The 25,270-nt window shown below is 68.0% G+C and carries 24 protein-coding genes; 15 read left to right on the forward strand and 9 right to left on the reverse strand.

Translation table 11 applies throughout. From position 1 onward, the window contains the following. Window positions 1-9 precede the first annotated feature (9 nt). Window positions 10-828, reverse strand: coding sequence for a 2-phospho-L-lactate guanylyltransferase (cofC, locus tag IEY07_RS02775; RefSeq protein WP_188893615.1), 819 nt, complete (start codon window positions 826-828; stop codon window positions 10-12). Window positions 829-894: 66 nt separating this feature from the next. Here cofC and IEY07_RS02780 point away from each other — a divergent pair, with 66 nt between their 5' ends. Genes IEY07_RS02780 through IEY07_RS02790 form a run of 3 tightly spaced genes read left to right on the forward strand, consistent with a single transcriptional unit; the run spans window position 895 to window position 4,108 of the window. Further along, on the forward strand, window positions 895-1,569 hold the full coding sequence (locus tag IEY07_RS02780; protein ID WP_188893616.1) for a lysophospholipid acyltransferase family protein: 675 nt from the start codon (window positions 895-897) through the stop codon (window positions 1,567-1,569). Continuing rightward, on the forward strand, window positions 1,566-2,561 hold the full coding sequence (locus IEY07_RS02785) for an NAD(P)H-dependent glycerol-3-phosphate dehydrogenase (protein WP_188893617.1): 996 nt from the start codon (window positions 1,566-1,568) through the stop codon (window positions 2,559-2,561). Before IEY07_RS02780 ends, IEY07_RS02785 begins: the two co-directional genes overlap by 4 nt. 35 nt (window positions 2,562-2,596) lie before the next feature. Then, a complete protein-coding gene (locus tag IEY07_RS02790; RefSeq protein WP_188893618.1) occupies window positions 2,597-4,108 on the forward strand; it encodes a hypothetical protein in 1,512 nt (503 codons plus the stop codon). On the opposite strand, the gene IEY07_RS02795 is transcribed toward IEY07_RS02790, so the two are convergent. Next, complete coding sequence (locus IEY07_RS02795) at window positions 4,080-5,192, reverse strand: trans-sulfuration enzyme family protein (protein ID WP_188893619.1); 1,113 nt, start codon at window positions 5,190-5,192, stop codon at window positions 4,080-4,082. The genes IEY07_RS02790 and IEY07_RS02795 overlap by 29 nt on opposite strands. Window positions 5,193-5,288: 96 nt before the next feature. On the opposite strand from IEY07_RS02795, the gene IEY07_RS02800 reads away from it, so the two are divergent. Beyond that, the gene (locus IEY07_RS02800; protein WP_188893620.1) at window positions 5,289-6,422 is read left to right on the forward strand and encodes a D-alanine--D-alanine ligase family protein; all 1,134 of its coding nucleotides are present in this window, start codon (window positions 5,289-5,291) and stop codon (window positions 6,420-6,422) included. Window positions 6,423-6,435: 13 nt separating this feature from the next. Here the strand turns inward: IEY07_RS02800 and IEY07_RS02805 are convergent, their stop codons facing one another. Both IEY07_RS02805 and IEY07_RS02810 read right to left on the reverse strand, forming a co-directional pair. Continuing rightward, window positions 6,436-6,927, reverse strand: a complete 492-nt coding sequence (locus IEY07_RS02805; protein WP_229669627.1) for a DUF3515 domain-containing protein — start codon at window positions 6,925-6,927, stop codon at window positions 6,436-6,438. Between the two features lies 1 nt (window position 6,928). Further along, window positions 6,929-7,165 carry an Lrp/AsnC ligand binding domain-containing protein gene (locus tag IEY07_RS02810; protein WP_188893621.1) on the reverse strand — a complete coding sequence of 79 codons (237 nt, stop codon included), beginning with the start codon at window positions 7,163-7,165 and terminating at the stop codon, window positions 6,929-6,931. Between the two features lie 86 nt (window positions 7,166-7,251). On the opposite strand from IEY07_RS02810, the gene IEY07_RS02815 reads away from it, so the two are divergent. The 3 genes from IEY07_RS02815 (at window position 7,252) to IEY07_RS02825 (ending at window position 10,247) form a co-directional block, all read left to right on the forward strand. Continuing rightward, window positions 7,252-8,223, forward strand: a complete 972-nt coding sequence (locus tag IEY07_RS02815) for a thiamine-phosphate kinase (protein ID WP_268239185.1) — start codon at window positions 7,252-7,254, stop codon at window positions 8,221-8,223. 205 nt (window positions 8,224-8,428) lie between these two features. Further along, complete coding sequence (gene cobT, locus IEY07_RS02820; RefSeq protein ID WP_188893622.1) at window positions 8,429-9,481, forward strand: nicotinate-nucleotide--dimethylbenzimidazole phosphoribosyltransferase; 1,053 nt, start codon at window positions 8,429-8,431, stop codon at window positions 9,479-9,481. Window position 9,482: 1 nt separating this feature from the next. Next, on the forward strand, window positions 9,483-10,247 hold the full coding sequence (locus IEY07_RS02825) for an adenosylcobinamide-GDP ribazoletransferase (RefSeq protein WP_188893623.1): 765 nt from the start codon (window positions 9,483-9,485) through the stop codon (window positions 10,245-10,247). Here IEY07_RS02825 and cobU read toward each other — a convergent pair. Beyond that, entirely contained in the window at window positions 10,241-10,816 is a 576-nt protein-coding gene (gene cobU / locus IEY07_RS02830; protein WP_229669628.1) for a bifunctional adenosylcobinamide kinase/adenosylcobinamide-phosphate guanylyltransferase, read from the reverse strand. The two genes, IEY07_RS02825 and cobU, sit on opposite strands and share 7 nt — an antisense overlap. A gap of 60 nt (window positions 10,817-10,876) precedes the next feature. On the opposite strand from cobU, the gene IEY07_RS02835 reads away from it, so the two are divergent. Continuing rightward, window positions 10,877-11,587 (forward strand): class I SAM-dependent methyltransferase, encoded by a 711-nt coding sequence (locus IEY07_RS02835; protein WP_188893625.1) that lies wholly within the window; start codon window positions 10,877-10,879, stop codon window positions 11,585-11,587. Between the two features lie 67 nt (window positions 11,588-11,654). Continuing rightward, complete coding sequence (locus IEY07_RS02840) at window positions 11,655-14,276, forward strand: DNA translocase FtsK (RefSeq protein ID WP_188893626.1); 2,622 nt, start codon at window positions 11,655-11,657, stop codon at window positions 14,274-14,276. A 12-nt stretch (window positions 14,277-14,288) separates the two neighbouring features. Here the strand turns inward: IEY07_RS02840 and IEY07_RS02845 are convergent, their stop codons facing one another. Beyond that, a complete protein-coding gene (locus IEY07_RS02845; RefSeq protein WP_188893627.1) occupies window positions 14,289-14,858 on the reverse strand; it encodes a TetR/AcrR family transcriptional regulator in 570 nt (189 codons plus the stop codon). Window positions 14,859-14,954: 96 nt separating this feature from the next. Here IEY07_RS02845 and IEY07_RS02850 point away from each other — a divergent pair, with 96 nt between their 5' ends. The 4 genes from IEY07_RS02850 to IEY07_RS02865 all read left to right on the forward strand — a co-directional run bounded on the left by IEY07_RS02850 (window position 14,955) and on the right by IEY07_RS02865 (window position 20,926). Continuing rightward, window positions 14,955-15,863: an SDR family oxidoreductase gene (locus IEY07_RS02850; protein WP_188893628.1), complete on the forward strand. Its 909-nt coding sequence runs from the start codon at window positions 14,955-14,957 to the stop codon at window positions 15,861-15,863. Between the two features lie 442 nt (window positions 15,864-16,305). After that, window positions 16,306-18,147, forward strand: a complete 1,842-nt coding sequence (locus IEY07_RS02855; protein WP_188893629.1) for an ATP-binding cassette domain-containing protein — start codon at window positions 16,306-16,308, stop codon at window positions 18,145-18,147. After that, on the forward strand, window positions 18,144-19,943 hold the full coding sequence (locus IEY07_RS02860; RefSeq protein ID WP_188893630.1) for an ATP-binding cassette domain-containing protein: 1,800 nt from the start codon (window positions 18,144-18,146) through the stop codon (window positions 19,941-19,943). Before IEY07_RS02855 ends, IEY07_RS02860 begins: the two co-directional genes overlap by 4 nt. Then, on the forward strand, window positions 19,940-20,926 hold the full coding sequence (locus tag IEY07_RS02865; protein ID WP_188893631.1) for a phosphotransferase enzyme family protein: 987 nt from the start codon (window positions 19,940-19,942) through the stop codon (window positions 20,924-20,926). Before IEY07_RS02860 ends, IEY07_RS02865 begins: the two co-directional genes overlap by 4 nt. 28 nt (window positions 20,927-20,954) lie before the next feature. Here IEY07_RS02865 and IEY07_RS02870 read toward each other — a convergent pair whose 3' ends face one another. The 3 genes from IEY07_RS02870 to IEY07_RS02880 are packed head-to-tail and all read right to left on the reverse strand — an operon-like array spanning window position 20,955 to window position 22,957. Next, window positions 20,955-21,518: a hypothetical protein gene (locus tag IEY07_RS02870; protein ID WP_188893632.1), complete on the reverse strand. Its 564-nt coding sequence runs from the start codon at window positions 21,516-21,518 to the stop codon at window positions 20,955-20,957. Further along, window positions 21,515-22,738, reverse strand: a complete 1,224-nt coding sequence (locus IEY07_RS02875) for an MFS transporter (RefSeq protein WP_188893633.1) — start codon at window positions 22,736-22,738, stop codon at window positions 21,515-21,517. Before IEY07_RS02875 ends, IEY07_RS02870 begins: the two co-directional genes overlap by 4 nt. A gap of 54 nt (window positions 22,739-22,792) precedes the next feature. Next, the gene (locus IEY07_RS02880; RefSeq protein WP_229669629.1) at window positions 22,793-22,957 is read right to left on the reverse strand and encodes a DUF6767 domain-containing protein; all 165 of its coding nucleotides are present in this window, start codon (window positions 22,955-22,957) and stop codon (window positions 22,793-22,795) included. A gap of 174 nt (window positions 22,958-23,131) precedes the next feature. On the opposite strand from IEY07_RS02880, the gene rimO reads away from it, so the two are divergent. Both rimO and pgsA read left to right on the forward strand, forming a co-directional pair. Next, on the forward strand, window positions 23,132-24,586 hold the full coding sequence (rimO, locus tag IEY07_RS02885; protein WP_188893634.1) for a 30S ribosomal protein S12 methylthiotransferase RimO: 1,455 nt from the start codon (window positions 23,132-23,134) through the stop codon (window positions 24,584-24,586). After that, entirely contained in the window at window positions 24,583-25,269 is a 687-nt protein-coding gene (gene pgsA / locus IEY07_RS02890; protein ID WP_188893635.1) for a CDP-diacylglycerol--glycerol-3-phosphate 3-phosphatidyltransferase, read from the forward strand. Before rimO ends, pgsA begins: the two co-directional genes overlap by 4 nt. Window position 25,270: the final 1 nt, after the last annotated feature.

Consider the following 25,270-nt stretch of genomic DNA (forward strand, 5'->3'; position numbering starts at 1 on the left):
CGGCCGATGCTAGAGCCAAGCCGACACCAGACGGTGCCCGTCGGTGACCGCATGCACCCGCTGCCCGGGGCGAAGGAATCTGATCTGCGGGTCGAGAGCGGTTTCGGCCAGCGGCATCCGGACCCCGGAGTCGGTGATCACCGTCAGCGCTCCCGCTCCATCCGCGTCGTCGAACCCCGGGCCGGCGACGGTCGCGCTGACGTAGCCGCCGAGCCGGTCACCGGTGATCAGCGTCGCAGTGTGGGCGCCGACCCCGAGTCCGATCACGGCATCGAGATCCTCGACCGAGTCCACATCGCTGCTCAGCCGGGGATCCGCATCCGGTACGGGTACGGCTCCTGACATCCGGTGTGCTTGCGCCGACGGCCCCTGGAATCGCGGATCCAACCGACCCGCCTCGGCGATCAGCAGGGTGGTGCCGTAGCCGGTGTGATCGGCGACGAAGCACCGGGGGAGTTCGGCAGTGCGCACCAGCAGGTCTTCGAGCACTGCGGCAGTCAGAGCGGGCAGGTCCCCGACGGCCGCCAGCACCCGGGTGAACCGTTGTTCTCGTAGCAGTCGATCACCTGTTGCCAGTGCCGCATTCATCCCGGCCGGCTCGGGTTCGGGGACCAACCGCGCCGCGATGCCCGCCCGGTGGAGTTGCACGGAGAGCTCGGGATCGCCGCCGACGACGACGAGTTGATCGGTTGCTGCGGCCAGAGCGGCCAGCGTGTCGAGCGCCATGGACCGGGACAGTCGTCGACGCAACGGTACCGGCAGCGCGCCGAGTCGGGATTTGGAGATCCCCGCTGGTTTCAGTGCTACCACCGATCCGACGCCGTTCATGTGATGATCTTGTCAAACCCAGCACGGCAGCACCCGATCGGCCACCTGATCGGGTTAGCTTGGGGCGTGGATCTTGCTCCCGTCGTACCCCTGCTGAAACCGGCCGCCCGGCTGGTGATCGCGACGGTCGAACGCCTCATCCGGCCCGACTGGCGCGATGTCTCCAAACTCCCGGACGGTCCGGCGATCGTTGTCGTCAACCACATCTCCAATGTCGACCCCGTGCTGGTCGGGGCCTTCCTGGCCCGCAGCGGCCACTGGCCGAGGTTCCTGGCGAAGGACTCGCTCTTCGACGTACCGGTGCTGGGCAGGATCCTGACAGCGATCGCCCAGATCCCGGTCCACCGCGGCTCCGTCGACGCGGCCGACGCCCTGCAGCATGCGGTCGCCGCGTTGGCCGACGGTGGTTACGTCGTGATCTACCCGGAGGGGACGATCACATCCGCCCCAGGGTTGTGGCCGATGAAGGGCCGGACCGGCGCAGCCCGGCTCGCCGCCCGCACCGGCGCGCCGGTGATCCCCGTCGGTCAATGGGGTGCCGAAAAGATCCTCTACGGCAAACGACTCGGCCTCCCCGCTGTCCTGCCGCGGAAGCTGATCACGATGATGGTCGGCGATCCGATCGACCTGGAAGGGCTGTCGGCCGACCAGGCCACCGAGCGGATCATGGCGCGGATCACCGAGCTGGTCGGCCGGGTGCGCGGCGACGAGCCGCCGGTGGCGTACGATCCCGACAAATGAGCACGGTGGCGGTGATGGGATCGGGGTCCTGGGGGACCGCAATGGCGCTGACCCTGTCCGACAACGATCACCGGGTCACCATCCGGGCCCGTCGGGCGGAGGTCTGCGACAAGATCAACAATGATCATCGCAACCCCGACTACTTCACCGACCTCGAGCTGCCGCCCTCGCTGCGGGCCGAACGCGATCCCCAGATCGCCATGCAGGACGCCGAATTCGTGGTCCTGGCAGTGCCGTCGCAGTCGTTGCGCGAGACCCTGTCCCAATGGCAGATCTCCGATCAGGCAGTGATCGTCAGCCTGGCGAAGGGCATCGAGCTCGGCAGCGGCCTGCGGATGAGTCAGGTGATCATGGAGGTGACCGGCGCCGGTCCGGAGCGGATCGCCGTCCTGACCGGGCCCAATCTCTCCCACGAGATCGCCCGCCGACAACCTGCTGCCGCGGTCGTCGCCAGTGTCCGGGAGGAGACGGCGATCGCTGTCCAGCAGCTGTTCCACACCGCTACCTTCCGGCCCTACACCAACACCGACGTGATCGGTTGCGAGCTGGGTGGCGCGACCAAGAACGTGATCGCCCTGGCCGTGGGCATGGCGGCCGGGATGGGCTACGGCGCCAACGCCACTGCGTCTTTGATCACCCGCGGCCTGGCCGAGATCATCCGGCTCGGCGAGGCGATGGGCGCCGATCCGCATACCTTCTCCGGGCTCGCCGGGATCGGGGATCTTGTCGCCACCTGCTCCTCGCCGCTGTCGCGCAACCGCACCTTCGGCGAGGAACTCGGCCGCGGCCGGACCGTCGCTGAGATCGCCGGATCCACCCGGCAGGTCGCCGAGGGCGTCAAGTCCTGCTTCTCGATCAAAGCACTCGCGGAGAAGCACCACGTGGAGATGCCGATCACCTATGCCGTCTGCGCGGTGATCGAAGGATCACTCGACCCGCGATCACTGGTCCAGGCACTGCTGGCGCGGGCGCCCAAACCCGAGCGTTACTGAGTCGGCCTGACCCGTGGTCACGGTACGTTGCGGCGGTGACGTCCCCCACCGCCGCAGACCGCACTTCCGTCAGTCCGCACCGGGAGGATCGCTGGAGTCCGTGGGGGTGGCTGGCTCTGGCACCCGCTGTGGTGTTGTTGGCGTGGCAGTTGGTCGTGCCGGCTGTCCGTACGGTCCGGTGGAGCTTGAGCGCGACACTGGATTACTTCACCGCCCCGCAGGCCACCGGATTCTCCACGCACAACTTCGCCGCGCCCCACGTCTTCGTCGACTCAGTGCTGGTGGGGCTGGCACAGGGCTGTCTGTTGCTGGCCGGCGGACTGATCATCGGTCCCGTGATCGGGATCCTTGCCTCCCGATCGACGGCGCGGGTCGGCACGTTCATCCGCATCCTGTTGGCGCTCTTCCTCGTCAGCTACGCCCCGGTGGGTGTCCTGCTGACGCTGCCCACGCAGCAGCTGCGATCCCATCCGGTGATCATCACTGTCGTTGTCGGCTACCTGCCGATCGTCATTGCTGTCACGGCGCTCGCCCAGCTCTCCACGCGGAGGCTGAGCGTCTCGTTGATCATTGGTGGCGTGACCGTGCTCGGCTGTCTGGCCTGGGGTCTGCAATCGTTCGATCTCTCGGCCCTCATGGTTTCCCGGGATCCGGGGTCGGGTGAATTCCTGTACCGCAACCTGGTGAATCTCCAACCCGGTCGCGCGGCGGCACTGGCGGTGGTGCTCCTGGTCATCCTGTGGGTGTTCGGGGCAGTCGCAGGCCTGCTCTTGGTGGCGTCGAAGATCCGATTCGATGTCCACGAATCGCCCGCTCCGGGTCGGCTGCTGCCGGGAATCGTCGCGGCGACCGTGGGCTGCGTTGTCGCGCTGGCATTGATGATCGCGCAACGGAACTGGGTATCGGCCCTGTTCGACATCGGATCGTTGCCCCCGGGCATGACCCGGCCGGAGGCGGCACGATCGGTGATCGACAGTTGGCTGCCACCGCTGGTCGCGCTGCCGGCCCAGTTGTGCGTTGCCGGGCTTGCCGCCTTCGGTATCGGGTGGCTCCGGCCGGCGGGCCGGTACAGCCGGTGGCTTCTGATGATCTTCGCCCCGTGGCTCCTCGTCGGCCTCACCCCGCTGCTGCCGGAGCACTTCCTCCGGCTGATCTCGGCGGGTCGCCTGAACTCGTTCATCGCACTCGTCCCGCCGGTCTGGGTCGCAGTGCCGGCGATCTTCGCACTCACCCCGCTGTTCTCGGCGCTTCGCCGTAGATTCCGGGCCGGGCCGTTGTTCGGCGGCCTGTTGTTGACGGCGCTGCTGCTCGTGATCCCTGCGGTGCAGTCGATCCAACTGGGTCTTGTGGCCAGTTCGAACGTCCGTAAAGCACCTGCCGGAGTGCAGCTCATGATCGAGTGGATCTCGGGAAGGTACGGCACGGGCGATCATGCCGGCGTCTGGCTGCTCCTGCCCCCGCCTCTATTGGCAATCCTGGCCGCCGCGGCGGTGGTCGCCGTTCTGCTGGTGCGAACGATCAGGATCGAGCGAGGTCCAGAGCTGTGAGCAGATCGCTCGCGAGATCGTCGACGTGTTCGACACCGACCGACATCCGCACCAGCCCCGGCGGCACGGAAGGCAGCTCCGACGGCCAGCGCCGGCGGCGCTCCAGGGTCGACTCCACACCGCCGAGGCTCGTCGCGTGTACCCACAAGCGCAGGTTGCCGATGAAGCGGTCGGCACTCTCGGCATCAGTGAGATCGATGGCGAGCATCGATCCGAAGCCGGGGTAGCGGACCCGATCGACCAGTGGGTGATCGGCCAACAGACCGGCCAGTACCTTGGCGCTGGCCTCGGCCTGGCGCAGCCGGACCGGCAGCGTACGGATCCCGCGCAGGACCAGATACGCCTCCAGCACGCCCGGGGTCGCGCCGTGCAGCTTGCGGGCGCTCTCGGCACGAGCGACAAGCTCGGCATCGGTGTCGGACCCGAAGACCAGGATTCCGCACAGCGCATCGGAATGCCCGGACAGGAACTTGGTCGCCGAATGCAGCACGATGTCAGCTCCCTGCGTCAGCGGCTGCTGCAGCAGCGGGGTGGCGAAGGTGTTGTCCACCAGCAGCAGGCATTCCGCCGGCAGTGCGGCGGCGATCGCGGGAAGGTCGGCGACATCCATGGTCGGGTTGGCCGGGGTCTCGATCCAGACCAGTTCGGCGCCGTCGGCCGCCCGCAGCACCGCAGCGGTATCGGCGATGTCGACCGTACGGACCGTCAGGCCGTGCCGCTGCCGGTACTCATCGGCCAGGCCGGCGACTCCCAGATAGCAATGCTCTGGAATCACGATCGTGGCGTCGGCGGGCACGGCAGCCAGCACGGCAGCGGCGGCGGCCATCCCACTGGCGAAGGCCAGCGCCCGGGACCCTCCCTCGAGGGCAGCAACCGTATCCTCCAGCGCGCTCCAGCCGGCATTGCCGTAGCGGCCGTAACCGACGAGGTCGGTCGTGCTGCCGCCGATATAGGTCGAGGCGGGCACGATCGGCTGGTTCAGCGGCGCGTCGGGCACCCGGTCGGGCCGTCCGGCGGCGACGGCGAGGGTCTCGGGCTTCCAGTTCGGATGGCCGCCGATGGCCTGGTCTCGGTCGTTCTGCATAGGTCACAGTCTGCGATATGCGGCTGCCACGGCTGTGCGCGGCTACGACGTGCAGGCTCAACAGCCATGTAAGGTCGCGATGACGAAGGAGGGCAGATGGCAAGGATCCGGGTCGCGTTGGTGTTCGGCGGCGCGAGCGAGGAGCATCCCGTGTCCTGTCTGACGGCGCACGGCGTCGCCGCTGCCCTCGACCCGGAGCGCTATGACGTCGTCGGGGTGGGCATCACCCGTGACGGACGCTGGGTGGTCGTGCCGCGTGAGGAGATCATCGCCCTCGACGTACAGGACGGACAGCTTCCCGAGTTGACGACCAATGGCCTGACCGGATCCGGATCACAGGCGATCCTGTTGCCGGGCACCACGGGCAGCCAGCTGGTGCGGCGTGCCGAAGGCGGGGCGGCGCTGGCCGAGGTCGGCCCGGTGGACGTCGCCTTCGCCCTGCTGCACGGCCCGTTCGGCGAGGACGGCACGATCCAGGGGCTCTTCGAGATGATGGGCACCCGCTATGTCGGCTCGGGAGTGCTGGCCAGCGCCGTCGGCATGGACAAGCACTACATGAAAACCGTCTTCGCCGCCGCCGGACTGCCGGTCGGGCCGTACGCGGTGATCACCCCGGCCGACTGGCGCCGCGATCCGGCCCAGGCGCTGAAGTCGGTGTCCTCGTTGAACTATCCGCTCTACGTCAAGCCGGCCCGCGGCGGCTCCAGCATCGGGATCACCAAGATCATCGACGAGTCCCAGCTGGAGGCGGCGATCGACTACGCCCACCGCTTCGACCCCAAGATCGTGGTCGAGGAGGGGCTCGAACACGCTCGCGAGCTGGAGTGTGGCGTGCTGGAGTCGCTGGACGGCGGCCTGCCGCAGGTCAGCGCCGTGGCCGAGATCAGGATGCACAACGACTCAGGCTTCTACGACTTCCAGGCCAAGTACCTGCCGGAGGAGCAGGTCGATCTCGACGTACCCGCCCAGCACCTGGATGCCGACGTGGTCGCGGAACTGCAGGCACTGGCCTCGCGGGCGTTCGAGTCGATCGGCGGCGAAGGCCTGGCCCGGGTGGACTTCTTCCTGACCGCTGAAGGACGCCCGGTGATCAACGAGATCAACACGATGCCCGGCTTCACCGAGCACTCGATGTTTCCGCAGGTCTGGGCTGCCAGCGGTATCGACTATCCGAGTCTGGTCGATCGGTTGCTGCAGCTGGCCGTCAAACGGCCGACCGGCCTGCGCTGATCATGACCGCTGATCAGACGCAGGGTTGGACCACCGGCAGCTGATCGCTGATCGCCTTCGACAGGTCGACCAGCGGATCCGACGGAACGTACTTCTTCGGCACCATCACCTGGGCGTACACCTTCCGCCCGATCGTGGTGAAGCGGTAGCCGGCGGCCTGTTTCTCGGAGAACCAGCCGACGCCGTTGACTTCGAAGCATTCACTCGCCGCATTCAGTGCCGGAGGTTTGGGCACGCCGCAGGACAGGGTGATCGCCGGATCGCCCCAAGCCGCGGTGTACGGCGACGGATGGGCGATCTCACGGCGCTTCTGGCTGTCGACGACGTCGGGGGTGTGGGAGACCAGGTCCCGGCAGATCGTCCGGGCCTTCGCCTGCGGCGTCGGTGCGGTCAGGTCCACCGGACCGGAACAGGCGGCCAGCACTGCGACGGCGGCTGCGACTCCGGCCAGAGCCGGGAGACGTCCGAGCCGGAACAACCCGGTCGGATGAGATTGTGGCGACAACTCAGATGTGCACCACCGGACAGGTGACCGTGCGGGTGATGCCGGCGACGGTCTGCACCTTGGCGACGACCAGCGAGCCGAGCTCGTCGACGCTGGCGGCCTCGGCGCGCACGATCACGTCGTACGGGCCGGTGACGTCCTCTGCCAGCGTCACGCCGGAGATGTCGCGGATCTGCGCTGCGACATCGGCCGCCTGGCCGACACCTGTCTGAACCAGGATGTACGCCTGCACGGACATAGTGACCCACCCTCCTGAAGTACGCTCTGGCGGGGATCACGCTACCTCAGAAGATTGACCGTCATGGATGGAGAGAGTCCTTGAGCCTGTTCAGCCAGCCGACGACCCCGGGCGGACCGACGCTGGCCGAGGTCGGCGAATTCGGGTTGATCGACATGATCACCGCAGGGCTGCCCGAGCGCTCCGACGTGCTGATCGGGCCTGGCGACGACGGCGCCGTGCTGACGATCGACGGACCCGTGGTGTGCTCGGTCGATCTGCTGATCGAGGGCGTGCACTTCAAGACCCAGTGGTCACCGGCGGAATCCGTCGGGCGCAAGGCGATCGCGGTCAACGTCGCCGACATCGAGGCGATGGGTGGCACCGCGACCGGTGCCGTCGTCGGATTCGCGGCGCCACCGGACACCCCGCAGGCCTGGGTGCTGGATTTCGCCCGCGGGCTGCGCGCCGAGTGTGACACGACCGGAGTGGCCCTGCTCGGCGGCGACATCACCCGCTCGGACGAGATCGCGATCTCGGTCACGGTCTTCGGCACCCTGGAGGGTCGGGCCGCCGTCACTCGTTCCGGCGCCCGGCCCGGCGACGTCGTCGCGCTCTGCGGACGATCGGGCTGGGCGGCCGCCGGTTGGGCGGTGCTCGGCCGCGGATTCCGCTCCCCTCGGGCCGCGGTGACGGCCTACCAGGTGCCGGAAGTGCCGTACGGGCAGGGAAAAGTTGCTGCATTGGCCGGCGCGACATCCATGATCGACATCTCCGACGGACTGCTGGCTGATCTTGGTCACATCGCCGAGAGGTCCGGGGTGTCCATCGACGTTCACCGTGATGCCTTCGAGGTGCCGGATCCCTTGCACGCCGTCGCCGCGGCGACCGGGTCGGACCCGTACATCCTGATCCTGACCGGTGGCGAGGACCACGGGCTGGCAGCGACGTTCGCGGACGGCGACGTCCCGCAAGGCTGGACGGTGATCGGAACGGTCGACGAGCCGGCGGACGGTCCGGCCGTCACTGTCGACGGTGCGGCCTGGGACGACAGCACTGGCTGGGACCACTACCACTGAAGTCGACCCGTCGGCGCTGTCGAAATCGGCGGTCTTCATGTGTCGTCGTCCTTGACAGGACTCTCTGTCAGACTCGATCCACGAGGAAGGAACGACTGCAGCATTGCCGGCGCCCCGGGTCCGGGACGGTCGGCTGTGCTGGTCCCGTACCAGTGGCCGGGCGGGCAGAGTTGGCCACGACCATCACCGAGCATCAGGAGCGCCGATGACCGATACCGCCCCACCCGTGGCTGTGCCCACGCCGATACCGGCGCCGGATCAGCGCGCCGAACGCCTGGCCCGCGAGCACCTGGACGGCCTGGCCAAGCCGCTGGGCTCGCTCGGCCGGCTGGAGGATCTCGCCGCGTGGATCTCGGCCTGCCAGGGCAGCGTCCCGGCGCGGCCGCTGGACCGGGTCCGGGCGATCGTGCTGGCCGGCGACCACGGGGTCGCCGAGCACGGGGTCTCGGCCTATCCGCGCGAGGTGACGCCGGCGATGGTTCGCACCTTCGTCGCGGGCCGGGCCGCCGCGACCGTGCTCGCCGCCCAGCATGGGGTCGACCTGCGGATCTACGATCTCGGTGTCGATGACGACCTGTCGGGCGTACCCGAGGAGGTCACCCGCTACAAGGTCCGCCGGTCGTCGGCACCGTTGCACCTGACCGACGCCCTGACCGAGGGTGAGGCACGGCGGGCGTGGGATGCCGGCGTGGCGATCACCGAGCGGGTGATCGCGGACGGCACCGACCTGCTGATCGTCGGTGATCTGGGAATCGGCAACACCACCCCGTCGGCCTGCCTGATCGCCGCCTCCCTCGGCCTGCCTGCCGAGCTCGTGACCGGCGCCGGGACCGGGGTGGCCGGCGAGGCGCTGCAGCACAAGACCGCGCTGGTCGCCACCGCACTGGAGCGGGTGGGCGAGCGGGCGCAAGACCCGTGGCAGCGATTGGTGGCGCTCGGTTCCGCCGATCTGGTTGCCGGGGTGGCGACCATGGTCACTGCGGCAAACGCCGGGGTGCCGATCCTGCTCGACGGCCTGATCGCGGTCGCCGAGGCGGTCACCGCCGAAGATCTCGCGCCCGGGGTGATGGCCTGGTGTCGCGCCGGGCACCGGTCGACCGAACCCGGGCAGCGGCTGGCACTGGAGAAATTCGGCCTGGTACCGGTCGTCGACGCCTCGATGCGGCTGGGGGAGGGGAGTGGCGCCCTGGCCGCGGTCCCGCTGGTCCGGTCCGCGGTGCTGCTGATGGGCTCGATGGCGCTGCTCTCGGATCTCTAGGGTGCGCTCGCTGTTGTCCGCGGTCGGGCTGCTGACCGTGTTGCCGGTCCGCGGTGGCCGCTTCGACCGGCGGTCCGCGGCCGCGATGATGCTGTGGGCGCCTGTCGCGGTGCTGCCGGTCGCGGTCGCGGTGGCGCTGGTCAGCTGGGCCGCACGGCTGCTCGGACTGCCGGCGCCGGTCGCCGGCCTGATCGGTTTCGCCGTGCTGGCGCTCGGCACCCGGGCGTTCCATCTGGACGGGCTGGCCGACACCGTCGACGGTTTCGGTTCCGGCTGGGACCGAGACCGGGCGTTGACGATCATGCGCAGCGGTGACGTCGGCCCGATGGGTGTGATCGCCTTGATCATCGTCGGCGGGCTGCAGGCGTACGGCTTCGGTGCGCTGGCCGCAGATCTGCCCGGTGCGGTCACCATTGCGGTGATCATCTGTCTGTCCCGGACGGCGCTGGCGCTGGCCTGCAGTCATGGTGTGCCGTCGGCCCGGCCGGACGGGCTCGGGGCGACGGTCGCCGGCAGCGTGCCGGTGCCGGCGTCCGTGATCATCGCGCTGGCGTCGATCGTGATCATGGCCGGCGCCGGGATTCTCGATCATGGTCCGACCGGTGCTCAGGCAGGGGTGATCGGCGGGCTGGCGGGCTACGCAGGTTGCCTGGTGCTGGTCCGGCATGCGGTCAAGCGGCTCGGCGGTGTCAGTGGGGACGTCTTCGGCGCCGCGGTGGAGATCACCGCGACGATCATGGTCGTTGCGATGCTGGTGCGCTACTGATCGATGCGCCCGGCAGGTGCCGGGACGATCATCGGGCGGCCGGCCACCATCAGCACGAGTTGATCACTGATCGCGGCGATCGTCCGGTTGACCTCGCCCAGCAGGTCGGCGAAGATCCGTCCCGAGCGATAGGCGGGGACGACGCCCCAGCCGACCTCGTTGCTGACAGCCACGATCGGCCGATCGCAGGACTGCCAGGCCGAGACCACTGCCTGTAGCCGATCATCGAACTCCGGTTTCCAGTCCGCCGTCGGCGCGTCCCACCCGTCCAGTTCGTCGATCACCGCGGTGGTCCAGGTGCCGAAACAGTCGATCAGCACCGTCCCGGTCGCCGAATCCAGGACGGAGCCGAGGTCCAGGGACTCGATGGTCGTCCAGTCGGACGGCCGTCGGGCCCGGTGGTCGGCAACCCGGGCAGCCCACTCCGGATCGTCGGCGCTCGGCTGCGGTCCGGTCGCGACATAGCTGACCGCAGCGCCCAGGGATTCGGCGAGCCGTTCGGCGTAGGTGGACTTGCCCGACCGGACGCCGCCGGTAATCAGAAATGTTCGCGCCGTACGCTCAACCACGGCGCCGAGCCTAGCCATCCCGGCCGGGCCGATCCCGATCACCAGGAAACAGGGGAGCCCATGCAGACCTTCGGAGCAGCCGCAGCCGCCTACCAGCAGGGCAGGCCCGACTATCCCCGGGAATCGATCGACTGGCTGCTGGACGGTGTCGCCTCCGAGGGCCTGGTGGTCGATGTCGGTGCCGGCACCGGCAAGCTCACCCGGGTGATCGCAGCGACCGGCCGTCCGGTCGTTGCGGTCGACCCGGATCGGAAGATGCTCGAGCAGATCACCGGCATCGAGACCCGGCAGGGCAGCGGTGAGCAGCTGCCGTTCGAGGACGCTGCTGCGGCGGCGATCACCTTCGGTCAGGCCTGGCATTGGGTGGACCCGGTCCGCGGATCGGCCGAGGTCGCCCGGGCGCTGCAGCCCGGCGGGGTTCTCGGGCTGATCTGGAATGTCCGGGACGAGTCGTACGACTGGGTCCGTGAATTGGGCAAGGACATCCACGGAGCGGCCGACCACGGGTTGATCGCTGCCGAAGGTCCGCCGGTGGCCGCGCCGTTCGGGTCCCCGGAGCGGCACGAGACCAGCTGGACCCGGCCGATGAGTCCGGACGACATCGAGGCGATGATCCGGAGTCGCAGTTACGTGATCCAGGCCGAACCGCAGGTCCGCGACCGGATCCTGGGCAACGTACGGGAGCTGCTGGCGGGCCATCCGGACACCGCGGGACGTGAGCTGATCGAGATGCCGTACGTGACCCGAACCTTCCGCTACCGGCGGCCGTGAGGCGACGGGTAGCGGTTCGGCGTGTAACGGGAGTGACGGACGGGGCGGATGGCGTACCTTAGGGTCCATGGCGACCCGCGCACCTTCCCCGGCGCGGACTCGTACCTCAAACTCCGCGAACACTTCGCGGAGCAGGTCGACTTCGCGTTCGTCCGGAAGCAAGAACACCCGTAAACCGGCTGCCCGGCCGCGCCCGTCCGGCAAGGGCGGCGGCCGCAAGCCGGTCAAGCCGCAGCGTCCTTCGGCTGGTTCGCTGCTCGGCCGCGGGCTGCGCGGCGCCTGGATGGGGATCGCGCATGCGGTCGGTCGCGGCACCCGCAGCGTCGGGAACGGCCAGGAGGACATCGATCCCGCGCTGCGGCGTGACGGTGTCGGGCTGCTGCTGCTGGGGATGGCGATCGTCTTCGCCGCCCAGTTCTGGTGGGGGCTGCCCGATCCGGTCGGGCAGTGGATCCAGATCGGCGTCACCAGTGTCCTGGGGACCCTCGCCTACGCGTCGCCGATCCTGCTCATCGGGATGTCCTTCCGGACCCTGCGGCATCCGGACCGCAACGGACCGGCCGGTCGGCAGTTCGTCGGCTGGAGCGCCGCCCTGCTCGGCCTGCTCGGCCTGATCAATCTCGCCCAGGGCCTGCCGCGGCCGAACGATCCGGACAAGCTCCGGCAAGCCGGTGGCGTGCTCGGATTCATCTCGTCGTCGCTGTTGCACGACCTGCTGAAGACCAACTGGGTCGCCGCGCCGCTGCTGGTGCTGCTGCTGCTCTTCGGCCTGCTGGTGATCGTCGGTATCCCGCTGCACGAGATGCCGGCGCGGATCGAGGATCTCCGCGACCGGCTGCTGCCCGGCCGAGTGATCGACGGCGAGGTCGTCGAGGATCTCGAGTACGGGACCGATGAGCCGTACGAGACTCCGATCTTGACCGATGGCAAGGAGACGGAGAAGCCCAAGCGCGGCCGGAAGAAGAAGGACCCGAAGCCGGAACCGGATGAGATCGGTGACAGCGTCTCGCTGGTCGAGGACGCCGGCGAAGAGACTGTTGCACCGTGGGACAGCGTCGAGCCGGTGGACGAGCCGGTCGTGGACGGTGCTCCCGAGTCGAAGAAGCCGGTGACCGCGGGACTACCGCCGGACTTCCACGTGCGTGGTGAGGACGAGGAGTCCGAGCCGGAGCCGCCGCAGCACACTCCTGCGCCCCAGCGGGTCGAGCAGCTGCAGCTCTCCGGGGACGTCCAGTACCTGCTGCCGGATGCCGGGGACCTCAAGCAGGGTTCGGTTCCGCGGGCCCGGACCGATGCCTCCGATGCGGTGGTCGGTCGGCTGACCGGTGTCCTGGAGCAGTTCAACATCGACGCCCGGGTCACCGGCTACAGCCGTGGCCCGACGGTCACCCGCTACGAGGTGGAGCTCGGGTCGGCGGTGAAGGTCGAGAAGGTCACCGCCCTGAGCAAGAACATCGCGTACGCGGTCGCCAGCAACGAGGTCAGGATCCTGTCACCGATCCCGGGTAAGTCCGCGATCGGCATCGAGATTCCCAACACCGACAAGGAGATCGTCTCCCTGGGTGACGTGTTGCGGTCGAGCACGGCACGCAATGATCATCATCCGATGACCGTCGGCCTCGGCAAGGACGTCGAGGGCCGGTTCGTGGTCACCAACCTGGCCAAGATGCCGCACCTGCTGGTCGCCGGCGCGACGGGCGCCGGCAAATCCGGTGTGATCAACTCCATGATCACCTCGGTCCTGATGCGAGCCACCCCGGACGAGGTGCGGTTGATGCTGGTCGACCCGAAGCGGGTCGAACTGTCCATCTACGAAGGCATTCCGCACCTGGTGACGCCGATCATCACCGCGCCCAAGAAGGCGGCCGAGGCGCTGCAGTGGGTGGTGCGCGAGATGGACATGCGCTACGACGATCTCGCCCACTTCGGCTTCCGGCACGTCGACGACTTCAACAAGGCCGTACGGGCCGGTGCGGTCAAGCCGCCGGAGGGATCCGAACGCAAGCTGGAGCCGTACCCCTATCTGCTGGTGATCGTCGACGAGCTCGCCGACCTGATGATGGTCGCCCCGCGCGATGTCGAGGACTCGGTCGTCCGGATCACCCAGCTCGCTCGCGCCGCCGGCATCCACCTGGTGCTGGCGACGCAGCGACCCAGCACCGATGTCGTCACCGGTCTGATCAAGGCGAACGTGCCCAGCCGGTTGGCGTTGACGACCTCGTCGATGACCGACTCGCGCGTCATCCTGGACAGCCCCGGCGCTGAGAAACTGGTCGGTCAGGGTGACGGACTGTTCCTGCCGATGGGGGCAGGCAAGCCGATCCGGATCCAGGGCGCCTGGGTCAGTGAGACCGAGATCCGCAAGGTCGTCAAGCACGTCACCGAGCAGCTGCAGCCGCAGTATCGCGACGACGTCATCCAGGCGCCGACCGCGACCAAGGTCGCCGAGGACATCGGCGATGATCTTGATCTGGTGCTGCAGGCGGTGGAGCTGGTGGTTACCCTGCAACTCGGCTCCACGTCGATGCTGCAGCGCAAGCTGCGGGTCGGCTTCGCCAAGGCGGGGCGGCTGATGGACATCCTGGAGACCCGGGGCATCGTCGGGCCGTCGGAGGGTTCCAAGCCGCGCGACGTGCTGGTCAAGCCCGATGATCTTGACGCGGTACTGGAGAATCTCCGCGCCGGCTGACCCCAGTAAAGGTCAGCCCGGGACGGCGAAGCTCCGCAGCTGGGCCAGGACGTCGTCGATGATCTGCGCCATGGTCCGGGTCTCGTCGGCCCGGACCCACTGGGTGAAGGCGATTCCGAACGCGGTCGCGCCGGATTCGGCTGCCAGCGTTGCTGTCGGCTCGGTGACACCTCGGGCATGGAGTGCCGCGGCGAGCGTGGCCGCGGCCTCTGATCGCTTGTGCAGTTCGCGTTCGGCCAGGGCCGGATTGGCGTCGATGATCTGCTTGCGGATCCGCGAGTAGGGACGGCGGTCCTCGCCGAAGCGTTCTGCCACGGCGGCTAGTGCCGACGAGATCATCTCGAAGGCAGAGGCATCCTCCCGCGCGGCTCCGACGCCGTCGGTGTAGGCCTGCAGGTAATCAGCCTGGCCGTCGAAGAGCACCTCGCGCTTGTCGCCGAAGTGCCGGAAGAAGGTGCGCTCCGTCAGGCCGACCGACTGTGCGATCTCCGCGGCGGTGGTCTGTTCGAACCCGTGGGCAGCGAACAACTCGAGGGCGGCCGCTCGCAGCCGCTCCTTCGTACCCGGTTCCCATCGCACCACGGAGCCATTCTAGGTGATGACAGCGGCTGACATGGTCGTGCTACTCTGATGTCTGTGGCTGACGTCAGTCACAGACATCGTCCGAGGAGTAAGTAGATGCACGTCTTCGTTACCGGAGCCACCGGCTGGATCGGCTCCGCAACAATCAATGAGCTGCTCGCCTCCGGGCACCGGGTGACGGGTCTGGCCAGGTCCGACGCCTCCGCGGCGAAGCTGGAGGCCAAGGGTGCCGAGGTGCTGCGCGGGAATCTCGGTGATCTCGAGGTGCTCCGCCGTGGTGCCGAGAGCGCCGACGCCGTCATCCACCTTGGCTTCAACCACGACTTCTCCGATATCGCCGGCGCCGGGCGCACCGACCGCGCCGCCGTCGACACCCTGGGCAACGTCCTGGTCGGTACGAACCGGCCGTTCTTCGTGGCGTCCGGACTGGCCGGGATCCAGCAGCCGGTGACCGAGGATCAGGTCTCTCCGTTCGTCGGTCCGGACGCCCCGCGAGGAGGCACGGAGGCGCTGGCTCTCGACTTCGCCGAGCAGGGCGTACGGAGTGCGGCACTGCGGTTCGCGCCGACGGTGCACGGCACCGGTGACCACGGCTTCGTCGCTGAGCTGGCCCGGGTTGCCCGGGAGAAGGGTGTCTCGGGGTATCCGGGCGACGGCACCAACGCCTGGGCCGCCGTCCACGTGACGGATGCCGCCCGGATGATCCGGCTCGCGCTGACCGACGCACCGGCCGGTGCCCGGTTGCACGCAGTCGGGGAGACGGCCGTGCCCACCCGGCAGATCGCCGAGGCGATCGGCCGCGCCTTCGATCTGCCGGTCGCGTCCATCCCTGCCGGTCAGGTCCTTGATCATTTCGGCTGGATCGGCCGGTTCTTCGGGAGCCCGATGACGGCGACCAGCCTCAACACCCAGCAGCTGCTGGGCTGGACGCCAACCGGGCCGGGGTTGATCACCGACATCGACAACGGCGCGTACGCACTGGATGCGGTGCCGCTGGCCGGCTGACTCGTCGGTCGCGAGCAGGTACATATGCGGTCCAGATCGCCGGAACGGGTGGTTTCCCGGGTTCCTGGCGATCTGGACCGCTGATGTTCATGCGCCGCTGCTGGATATCCTCGAAAACCTCGTTGACGCCGTTGCCGTCTGACGGCTAATCTCCCCTTTCTGGATCTGGTTGCACCTGGACGGTGCGACCGCCGCCCGTTGGCTGGCCATCCACTCTTCGAAGGGTGATTTGGCGTGCCACGGTTGCGATTCGACTCCCCGTTTTCGCGAGGTCAGTCGCCTGCGCGCTCGCGCAGGTGTGATCTGCATCACACAAGTCGTGCATTGCTGGTCTGGGGTGTGCTTACCTTTCCCTACCCGGGCATTGGCAGCCTCCCGTTCCTGACGGGCGGCGCGGAATCCGTCTCTTCGTTCCCCGATCTCATTGCGAGGTGTACTTGTTGTGCCCGGAAACTCTGCCGTGCCCGGAAACTCCCTGGTGGCCAGATCGCGGCTGCTCCTGCACGTCCGGATGTTGACCCACGTCGCACCCGGATTGTCCGCGATCGCGGGAACGCTCGCGATCCTGCGCTCGGCGGCGGTCATCGTCGCCATGATCAGTTCCGGCCGGCTGGTCGGTGCGCTGTCGGTGACCAGGGTCGAACCGGCTCGCGCCTGGCAGTGGCTGGCGGTCTGCTCGATCTCCTTCGTCCTCGGTGCGGTGTTCAGCGCGATCTCGCGTGGGGTCGAGGAGTTGATCAGCGCCCGCTATCTGTCCGGCTATCAGGATCTGTTGCTGGACACGGCGGTAACGCCGAACACGGTGGAACGTCTGCAGTCCGATGCCGGTGCCACGGCGCTGGACCAGGCCGCCGGCGCCTTGCAGCATTGGCTCTTCCTGCGGGGCGTCGGCGGTGTCTGGGGCATGATCGCCCATCGCGTCGCCGGGTTCGGGGCGTTGATCATCGTCGCCGGCTGGCGCTGGTGGATCGGCCTTCCGCTGCTGGCCGGCTGGCTGGTGATGTCGCGGGCCAGTGCCCGGTGGCGCAGCATCGTCTTCGACGACACCGAGCAGAAGGCGGTGCCGCTGAGGCATCGCGCGGACTATCTGAGCCGGCTGCTGGCAGGACGATCGGCCGCAAAGGAGATCCGGCTGTTCGGGTTGGCGGACTGGTTGCTCGGGAGCTATCGCGAGCTGTGGCGTACGGCCATGAGGATGGTCGCCGGCCGTCGCGGTGACGGTGCCAGGCGGATGGCGCTGCCCATGCTGGTGTTGCTCCTTCTGAACGCGATCGCCTTCGCGGTGCTGATCACCGATGCTGCCCACGATCGGGTCTCCGTGGCCTCGCTGACCATCCTGGTCCAGGCCGTGCTCGGGATGAGTGCACTGGGTCGGCAGGACGACGACGAGACCTCCACCGGGCGGACGGCGACCGAGCTCTCCCGACTGGTCGCATTCAGGAGCACCCTCGGGTTGCCGTTTCCGGTTTGTGCGGCCGAGCGGCCGATACCTGTACGGGCGTCCGGGGCGGCCCGGATCGAGATCCGCGGCCTGCGGTTCGGCTACCCGGGCGGTGCCCCGGTACTTGACGGAGTCGATCTTGTGGTGGAGCCCGGGGAGTGCCTGGCGGTCGTCGGTGTGAACGGGGCGGGCAAGTCCACATTGCTGAGTCTGATCTGCGGTCTGTGGAGGCCCGATGCCGGCACGATCACGATCGACGGCCGTGATCCGATCACGGATCCGGCAGTACGGCAGCGGATCGCACCGATCTTCCAGTCCTTCCTGCGGCTCCCGTTGTCGGCTGCCGACAACATCACTGCCGGCAATGCCTGGCGGTCCGGCACCTCCTGGCAGCAGGCTGCTGCGATCTCGGGGGCAGATCAGGTGATCGCCGAACTTCCCGCGGGAGCGGCCACGCCCCTGTCGGGCCAGTTCACCGGCGGCACGGAGCTGTCCGGCGGTCAGTGGCAACGGGTCGCACTTGCCCGGGCAATCGCTGCGATCGATGCCGGGGCAGGGATTCTCGCCCTGGACGAGCCCAGTGCGGCGTTGGACGTACGGGCCGAGGTCGCGCTCTTCGATTCGGTGCTGCGCCACCGTGACCGAACGACAACCTTGTTGATCACTCATCGGCTCTCGTCGGTGCGTTATGCAGATCGGATCGTCGTGCTCGGCAGTCCGGACGAGGACGGCGGGGCACGGGTGATCGAGCACGGCCGGCACGATGAACTGATCGGGCTCAACGGCAGGTACGCCGAGATGTTCCGGCTGCAGGCATCCCGATTCGGCCAGGTGACCCGATGAAGCTGATCAGGGCGCTGCGATTGCTGGTATCGACGTCGGTGAGGATCGCGCCCGCCTCCTCGATCGGCTGCCTGGCCGAGACGGCTGGTGTGATCGTGTCGCTGCTGAACTCGTGGATGCTCGCCGTCCTCGTCGCTGCCGCCGCCCGCGGGGATGTTGATCGGATGATCCTTGCGGCCGTTGTTCTGGTCGGGCAGATCGCTGTGTCGCGAGTGCTCTTCCTGGTCGGGATGAATGCCCGGATGAACCAACTGGAGATCGTCGGCCAGGAGTTCGCGGGACGGATCGCCTACATCACCGCGACGCTGCCGACCCTCGAGCCGCTGGACGACCCGAAGTATCTCGATCAACTGCATATCCTGAAGGAGCAGCAGGGTGCGCTGGGTATGGCTGTGAACACCCTGCTCAACCAGCTGAACAGTCTGGTGGGCGTGATCTGCGTGCTGACCCTGGCGACCGCTGCCGATCCGCGGATGCTGTTCGTCGCCGCGGCGAGCCTTCCGACCGTGCTCGCCGGCCCGGTCGTCGCCCGCTGGCAGGCGCGGACCGAGGCTGCCAGCGCCGAACCGGGGCGGCTGGCCCAGGCATTGCTGGGGCTGGGCATCGCCCCGGCCCATGCGGGGGAGTTCCGGGTCTTCGGGTTGGCCGGCCCGCTGCGTGCTCGTCAGGCTGCGGCCAGCCGGGCCTGGCGCGCACCGATGCTCGGGCTGGCGATCAAGGAATCGACCCTGACGGCTGCCACCCAGGTGGTCTTCTTCGGTGCTGCGGCTGTGGTGATCGGGTGGATGGTGCATGACGCGTTGGCAGGCACGGTCGGGATCGCGGCGATCACGCTGTCGATCCTGTTGGTCACCCGACTGCAGAATGTCAGCTCGGAAATGCGGGCGATCATCGGCCAGGCGGCCTCGATGAGCCGGACGGCCGGACGCTACCTCTGGTTGGTGGAACTCGCCGATCGCCTGGCGGTCGACCGGCCGACCGAGCTCACGCCGTCGGGATCCGGGCTGCGGCTGTCCGGCGTCTGCTACCGCTATCCCGGTGCCGATCATGATGCGGTGCGGAGTGTCTCACTGGAGCTGACACCGGGCACGGTGTTGGCGGTGGTCGGTGAGAACGGCGCGGGAAAATCAACCCTGGCAGAGCTGATCGCCGGGATCCGCACGCCGACCTCGGGCCGTGTCGTGTGTGCCGGGATCGATCAGGCGGCGGTCGATCCGAGTGCCTGGCGGCAGCAGGTCTCAGCGGCATTCCAAGATCACGTACGGTTCGAGTTCCTGGTGTCGGAGACGGTCGGGATCGGGGATCTGCCCGCGAGCGCGGATAGCGATCTGGTCCTGCAGGCCGTGCGGGCAGGCGCAGCGGAGGGAGTGGTGGCGGCGGTGCCGCGTGGTTTGGACACCCAACTCGGCTCCGCGTGGCCGGACGGCGTCGACCTCTCCGGCGGCCAATGGCAACGGCTGGCGATCGCCCGCAGCATGATGCGTCGTACGCCGCTGGTCCGGGTGCTCGACGAGCCCACCGCAGCGCTTGATGCGCTCACCGAACATCAGCTGTTCGATCGGTATGCCGAGGCGGCGCGTACGGGCCGGGTGTCGGGAACGATTACGATCCTGGTCACCCACCGGTTCTCCACCGTCGCGGCGGCCGACCTGGTCATCGTGCTCGATCACGGGCGCATCGTCGAGCAGGGTGCGCATGATCAACTCATCGCCGCGAACGGGCGCTATGCCGAGCTCTACAACCTGCAGGCGCGGGGCTATCGACCCACTACCGAACCAGAGGAGACGATTTCATGATCACGACCGATCGACCGATCAGCATCTTGCGGAGTTGGACGACCATCCTGGGTGCGGCACCGCAACTCGGGGCGGAGCACACCGGCCGCGAACTGTGGCCGGTGACCGCCGAAGACGGCTTGCACTACTTCCTCAAACGGCTCGGGCCCTGGCGTAATCTCCCGGTGGCCGACGAGGCCCGGGTGCTGCGCTGGCTGGCACGAGAGGGCATCGCGGTTGCCGAGTTCGTGATCACTGACGATGCCCGGCTGTCCGCTGGCGAGGTCGAGGACTCGTTCGTCCTGATCCCGAAGATCGCGGCGGATCCGCTGGAGCCCCCGGAAGTGCTGGCCACCGAGGAGCGCGTCGGCGTCAAGATCGCCGAGCTGCATCAGTCCTTGATCGGCTATTCGTGGCCGGTCAACTCCTATGCCGAGAATCTTGCCGGAGCGGCGGCTGGTGATCTGCTGCTGCCGGACGATGTCGCCGCGGCCTACAGCGAGCGTCGGGATGCGGTCGTGGGCAGTGTCACGGGCCTGCCGACCCAATTGGTACACGGTGATCTCACGCCGGACAACGTCCTGCTATGCCGTCCGAATCTGGTGGCCGGCTTCATCGACTTCGATCATCTGCCGATCGCGCCGCGGGTCTGGGAGCTCTCGCGCTACCTGTCCCGGCGGATCCGGCTGCGCTGGCAGGGCGACCATCCGGGGTCCGATCGTGCGGCGCATATCGCTCCGCTGATCGCCGGCTACCACAGCGTCAGCCCATTGACCGAGCAGGAACTGGATGCACTGCCAGCAATGATCATGATCTGCAACCTGATCGAGGTCAGCTACGAACAGCAGATCGCCGACGGACTGCTGGAGCGGCGGATGCTGCCAGACCACCACGAACAGCTCGCTGACACGATCGAGGCGACCCGTTGGCAGCTCGCCAACTATGGAGCAGTCGAGGAGTCGGTCCGATCGGCTGCTCCTCTCCGTGGCCAAAATCCGAGCTAAGTGCTGATTTTCGGCCGCGGCTCAGCACTTAGCTCGGAGTTTGTTGCTCCAGCACGTATCCGAAATGCCTCAGCACCGCGGTTGCGACCTCACTCGGCCGCAGCTTGTCGGTGTCGATGATCACCTCGTCCAGATCGGCGGCGGCGAGGCGCTCGCTGAGCTCCAGGTGTCGCTGCGCGTGCCAGTCGTATTTCGCGGATTGGGTTTCGGTGTACCGGCCCATCAAACGGGTCTCGGTGATCGCCGGACTGGCCACCAGCCGTACCGGGCGCACGGTCAACTCCAGCGCATCGTTGTAGCGCTCGAGGTCCTCCCGACCGGCGATGACGCCGCTGATCACCAGCCGGCGGGGTCCCGCAGACTTGTAGTTCGCCCAGACGACGGCCATGTTCTTCGCCTCGATGATCTTGTTGCCTCGGTCGGGATCTGCGGGCGGCCACGAGCGGTGGTACCAGTCGACGTCCATCAGGCTGAACGGATGTCCGGCATCGGCCAGCAGATCCGCGATGTGATCAAGTGTCGCGGACTTGCCGACGCCGTACGAGCCGTTGAGGAAGATCGCCCAATCGTCGTTGATGGTCGGTGACGTCATTCACCGGATTGTACGGACGGACCCGCGAACGTCCTCCTGCCGGCGGCAACCAGCACGATCGCGGCCGCGAGTACCGGGAGGCCGAGCAGGAACGGTGCATGCAACCCGAGATGGTGGGCGCTGATGCCACCGAGGGCCGCGCCGGCCACGGTTGCGGTCGCTGCTGCGGTGCGGGTGATCCCATTGACCCGACCCAGAAGCTCCGGCGGAGCGGTGCGTTGCACCGTCGTACGGGCCTGGACGTTCCAGATCGCGAAGGCCATGCTGCTGGACGCCAGCACTGCTGCGGTTGCGATCACCGAACTCGTCGTCCCGAGGAGGAGCTGGCCGATCGCGGCGAGGGCCAGGCAACCCAGGGCCGTGATCCTGGCGCCGAGCCGGTTGATCAAGCGAGCGGCGAGCGCGCCACCGGTCAACCCGCCCACCGCGCCGATCGCGAGCAGCACCCCGTGCCACGCCGCAGGAACCTGCAGGACCTGCTGGACGTACAGCACCAGGAGCGTGAACCAGGCGCTGTCGGTCATCGCCAGTGCGACCGTCGTCGCCGGAACCGGCCAGAAGCTCCGGTGGTGCCGGAACCAATCCAGCCCGGCAGCGACTCCGCTGCGGATCACCGGCGGCACAGCTCCGCCGCGGTGCCCGGCCTGCCGGAGCACGGGGATGCCGGCGACCAGGACGACCGCCAGTGCCAGCGTTCCGCCGTTGACGGCGAACGGAAGGACCGCGGCGACGCCGAAGAGAAAGCTGCCCAACGGTGGCCCGACGAACTCGTTCCCGGCGATCTCCGCGGTGATCAGCCGTCCGTTTGCGCGGTCCAGTTGATCAACGCTGACGAGCGACGGGACCAGTGTCCCTGCGGTTGTGTCCCGCAACACCTCGGCCAGGGCCGACGCGAAGATGACGACGTACAAGACGCCGATGCCCGCCCGGCCGGAACTGATCATGCCGATCAGCCCGAGCAGCAGCAACAGCCGTACGGCGTCGACGACGACGATCAGCCGTCCCCGGTCGAAACGGTCGGCGATCGAGCCCGCTGTCAGCCCGAGCAACAGACCGGGCACTTCACCGGCGATGGTGGCTCCCGAGATCAAGATCGGGTTGTGGGTCATGGTTGCGGCCAGCAGCGGGAACGCCGCCAACCGGACGCCGTCACCCAGGTTCGACAGTGCCGTGGCCGACAACAGTCTCCGGTACGGCCCGCCGAGAGCCAGCGTCGCCATCCGCGCCTCCCGTTAGCACTCTCACCCCGAGAGTGCTAACGGTAGCAGTCGGGATCAGTGCCGACGGGCCTCGCGGCGGTTGGCGAGCGTCAACTCGTGCAGGGCGTCGCGTAACTGCGGATCGGATTCCACGAGATAGACCAGCCCGCAGTCCTGCGGGCCGGTCGCACCGGGAAAGCACAGATTGCACGGTTCGTCCCGGATCGGGCACCGTGGCACGGGCCGCCCCGCCGGGTGCCTAGGTGGGATTCCATCGCGATCATCGACCACGTACGTGACGCTAAGCCGCCCGCTCGACCTGCAGCAGAGGCGTTCGTCATGATCGTTCGGGTCCGTGGTCCGGGAGTGGTGGATGCGACCAATCGACAGACCAGTTGCCATACTGGCTCATTGATGAGCACTGACATCGCCGATTCCGGCCTCACCGCGGTCCATCTGGTCACCCTGGGCTGTGCGCGCAACGAGGTGGACTCCGAAGAACTCGCCGGACGGCTCGCAGACGGCGGGTTCCGGCTCGTCGACGACCCTGCCGAGGCCGACGCGGTGATGGTGAACACCTGCGGGTTCATCGACAGCGCCAAGAAGGACTCGGTCGACACTCTGCTGGCCGCCGCGGATCTCAAGGCCGACGGCAAGGCCCAGGCGGTCGTGGCGGTCGGGTGCATGGCGGAGCGATACGGCAAGGAACTGGCCGATTCGCTGCCGGAAGCCGACGCGGTGCTCGGCTTCGACGACTACGCGACGATCGCCGACAAGCTCAACGCCATCCTGCACGGCCAGCAGCACATCTCTCACGTGCCGACCGACCGGCGCAAGCTGCTGCCGATCAGCCCAGTGGAGCGACGCGCCTCGGCCGGATCGCTGCTCGCGACCCCCGGCATGCACACCGCACCCGACCTTCCGGACGGCATCGCCCCGGCCAGTGGTCCGCGGACCTTCCGCCAGCGGCTGGGCTCCGGACCGAGCGCTCCGTTGAAGATGGCCTCCGGCTGTGACCGGCGGTGCGCCTTCTGTGCCATCCCGCGGTTCCGGGGCGCGTACGTCTCTCGGACCCCCGACGAGATCGTCGCCGAAGCCCGCTGGTTGGCCGATCAAGGGGTCCGCGAGGTGTTCCTGGTCAGTGAGAACTCCTCGTCCTACGGCAAGGACCTCGGCGACATCCGACTGCTGGAGAAACTGCTCGGCCAACTGTCCCGGATCGAGGACCTGGACTGGATCCGGGTGTCCTACCTGCAGCCGGCCGAGACCCGGCCCGGGCTGGTCGAGGCCATGACCGGGATCGACAAGGTGGTGCCGTACTTCGATCTGTCCTTCCAGCACGCCTCCGCTGCGGTGTTGCGGCGGATGCGCCGCTTCGGCGACCCGGACTCCTTCCTGGCTCTGATCGACTCGATTCGGGCACGCGCCCCGCAGGCCGGCATCCGGTCCAACGTGATCGTCGGCTTCCCGGGCGAGACCGAGGCGGACGTGCAGACACTTGCCGATTTCCTGACAGCGGCAAGACTTGATGCCATCGGGGTGTTCGGATATTCGGACGAGGAAGAAACCGAGGCGGCCGGCATGAGCGGCAAGATCGACGCCGATGAGATCGAGGCACGTCGTGCCGAGCTCGCTGATCTTGCCGACGAACTCGTCGCCCAGCGGGCCGAGGATCGGATCGGTGAACATGCCAGGGTGCTGATCGAGTCGGAGGAGGACGGCTGGCTGATCGGCCGGGCCGAGCACCAGGGTCCCGAGGTCGACGGCAGCGTACGAGTTGATCAACGCGGCGCGGCTGTCGGGGATATCGTCGATGTCGTGATCACGGACAGCGACGGAGTCGATCTTGTCGGGAGTGCCGAGCGATGAGTTCGCCGGCCGGACAGGACGATGCCCACAACACCAATCAGCACGATCCCGATCGGCAGCGCGCCGATCAGCAGGGCAGCACCTCGACCTGGAATGTGCCGAACGCCCTGACGGCATTCCGTCTGGTGCTGGTGCCGTTGTTCGCGATCGTCCTGCTCAGCCACCCGCACGACACCGGCTGGCGGATCCTGTCCACCGTGATCTTCGTGCTCGCGATCTTCACCGACTTCTTGGATGGCCGGATCGCCCGCAAATACCACATCATCACCACCTTCGGAAAGCTCGCCGATCCCATTGCCGACAAGGCGTTGACCGGCATGGCCTTCATCGGCTTGTCGATCATCGGCGAGCTGTGGTGGTGGGTGACCATCGTGATTCTGGTCCGCGAATGGGGTATTACCCTGCTGCGTTTCGTCGTGCTGCGCTACGGCGTGATGGCTGCCCGCAAGGGCGGCAAGATCAAGACAGTGCTGCAGGCAGTAGCGCTCGGGTTGTTGTTGCTGCCGCTGCCGCACTGGCTTTTGCCGCTGGGCTGGGTGGTGATGGCTGCCGCATTCGTCGTCACCGTGGTCACCGGTGTCGACTACCTGCTGGAGGCCAACCGGATGCGACGTGCGGCGCTGCGCGGGGCTGCCCCGCCGGCGGCAGGGACAGAAACCTCGGATCGACCGGACGGAAGCTGAC

It is taken from the genome of Microlunatus endophyticus (assembly GCF_014646195.1).
Lineage (GTDB): Bacteria > Actinomycetota > Actinomycetes > Propionibacteriales > Propionibacteriaceae > Microlunatus > Microlunatus endophyticus.

Bases quoted from the DNA above. Each gene is read 5' to 3' on its own strand.
- IEY07_RS02860 (WP_188893630.1), top strand. From the start codon at position 18,144: ATGAAGCTGATCAGGGCGCTGCGATTGCTGGTATCGACGTCGGTGAGG.
- IEY07_RS02800 (WP_188893620.1), top strand. From the start codon at position 5,289: ATGGCAAGGATCCGGGTCGCGTTGGTGTTCGGCGGCGCGAGCGAGGAG.
- IEY07_RS02865 (WP_188893631.1), top strand. From the start codon at position 19,940: ATGATCACGACCGATCGACCGATCAGCATCTTGCGGAGTTGGACGACC.
- pgsA (WP_188893635.1), top strand. From the start codon at position 24,583: ATGAGTTCGCCGGCCGGACAGGACGATGCCCACAACACCAATCAGCAC.
- IEY07_RS02870 (WP_188893632.1), bottom strand. From the start codon at position 21,518: ATGACGTCACCGACCATCAACGACGATTGGGCGATCTTCCTCAACGGC.
- rimO (WP_188893634.1), top strand. From the start codon at position 23,132: ATGAGCACTGACATCGCCGATTCCGGCCTCACCGCGGTCCATCTGGTC.
- cofC (WP_188893615.1), bottom strand. From the start codon at position 828: ATGAACGGCGTCGGATCGGTGGTAGCACTGAAACCAGCGGGGATCTCC.
- IEY07_RS02840 (WP_188893626.1), top strand. From the start codon at position 11,655: ATGGCGACCCGCGCACCTTCCCCGGCGCGGACTCGTACCTCAAACTCC.
- IEY07_RS02875 (WP_188893633.1), bottom strand. From the start codon at position 22,738: ATGGCGACGCTGGCTCTCGGCGGGCCGTACCGGAGACTGTTGTCGGCC.
- IEY07_RS02850 (WP_188893628.1), top strand. From the start codon at position 14,955: ATGCACGTCTTCGTTACCGGAGCCACCGGCTGGATCGGCTCCGCAACA.
- IEY07_RS02835 (WP_188893625.1), top strand. From the start codon at position 10,877: ATGCAGACCTTCGGAGCAGCCGCAGCCGCCTACCAGCAGGGCAGGCCC.
- IEY07_RS02785 (WP_188893617.1), top strand. From the start codon at position 1,566: ATGAGCACGGTGGCGGTGATGGGATCGGGGTCCTGGGGGACCGCAATG.
- IEY07_RS02795 (WP_188893619.1), bottom strand. From the start codon at position 5,192: ATGCAGAACGACCGAGACCAGGCCATCGGCGGCCATCCGAACTGGAAG.
- IEY07_RS02810 (WP_188893621.1), bottom strand. From the start codon at position 7,165: ATGTCCGTGCAGGCGTACATCCTGGTTCAGACAGGTGTCGGCCAGGCG.
- cobT (WP_188893622.1), top strand. From the start codon at position 8,429: ATGACCGATACCGCCCCACCCGTGGCTGTGCCCACGCCGATACCGGCG.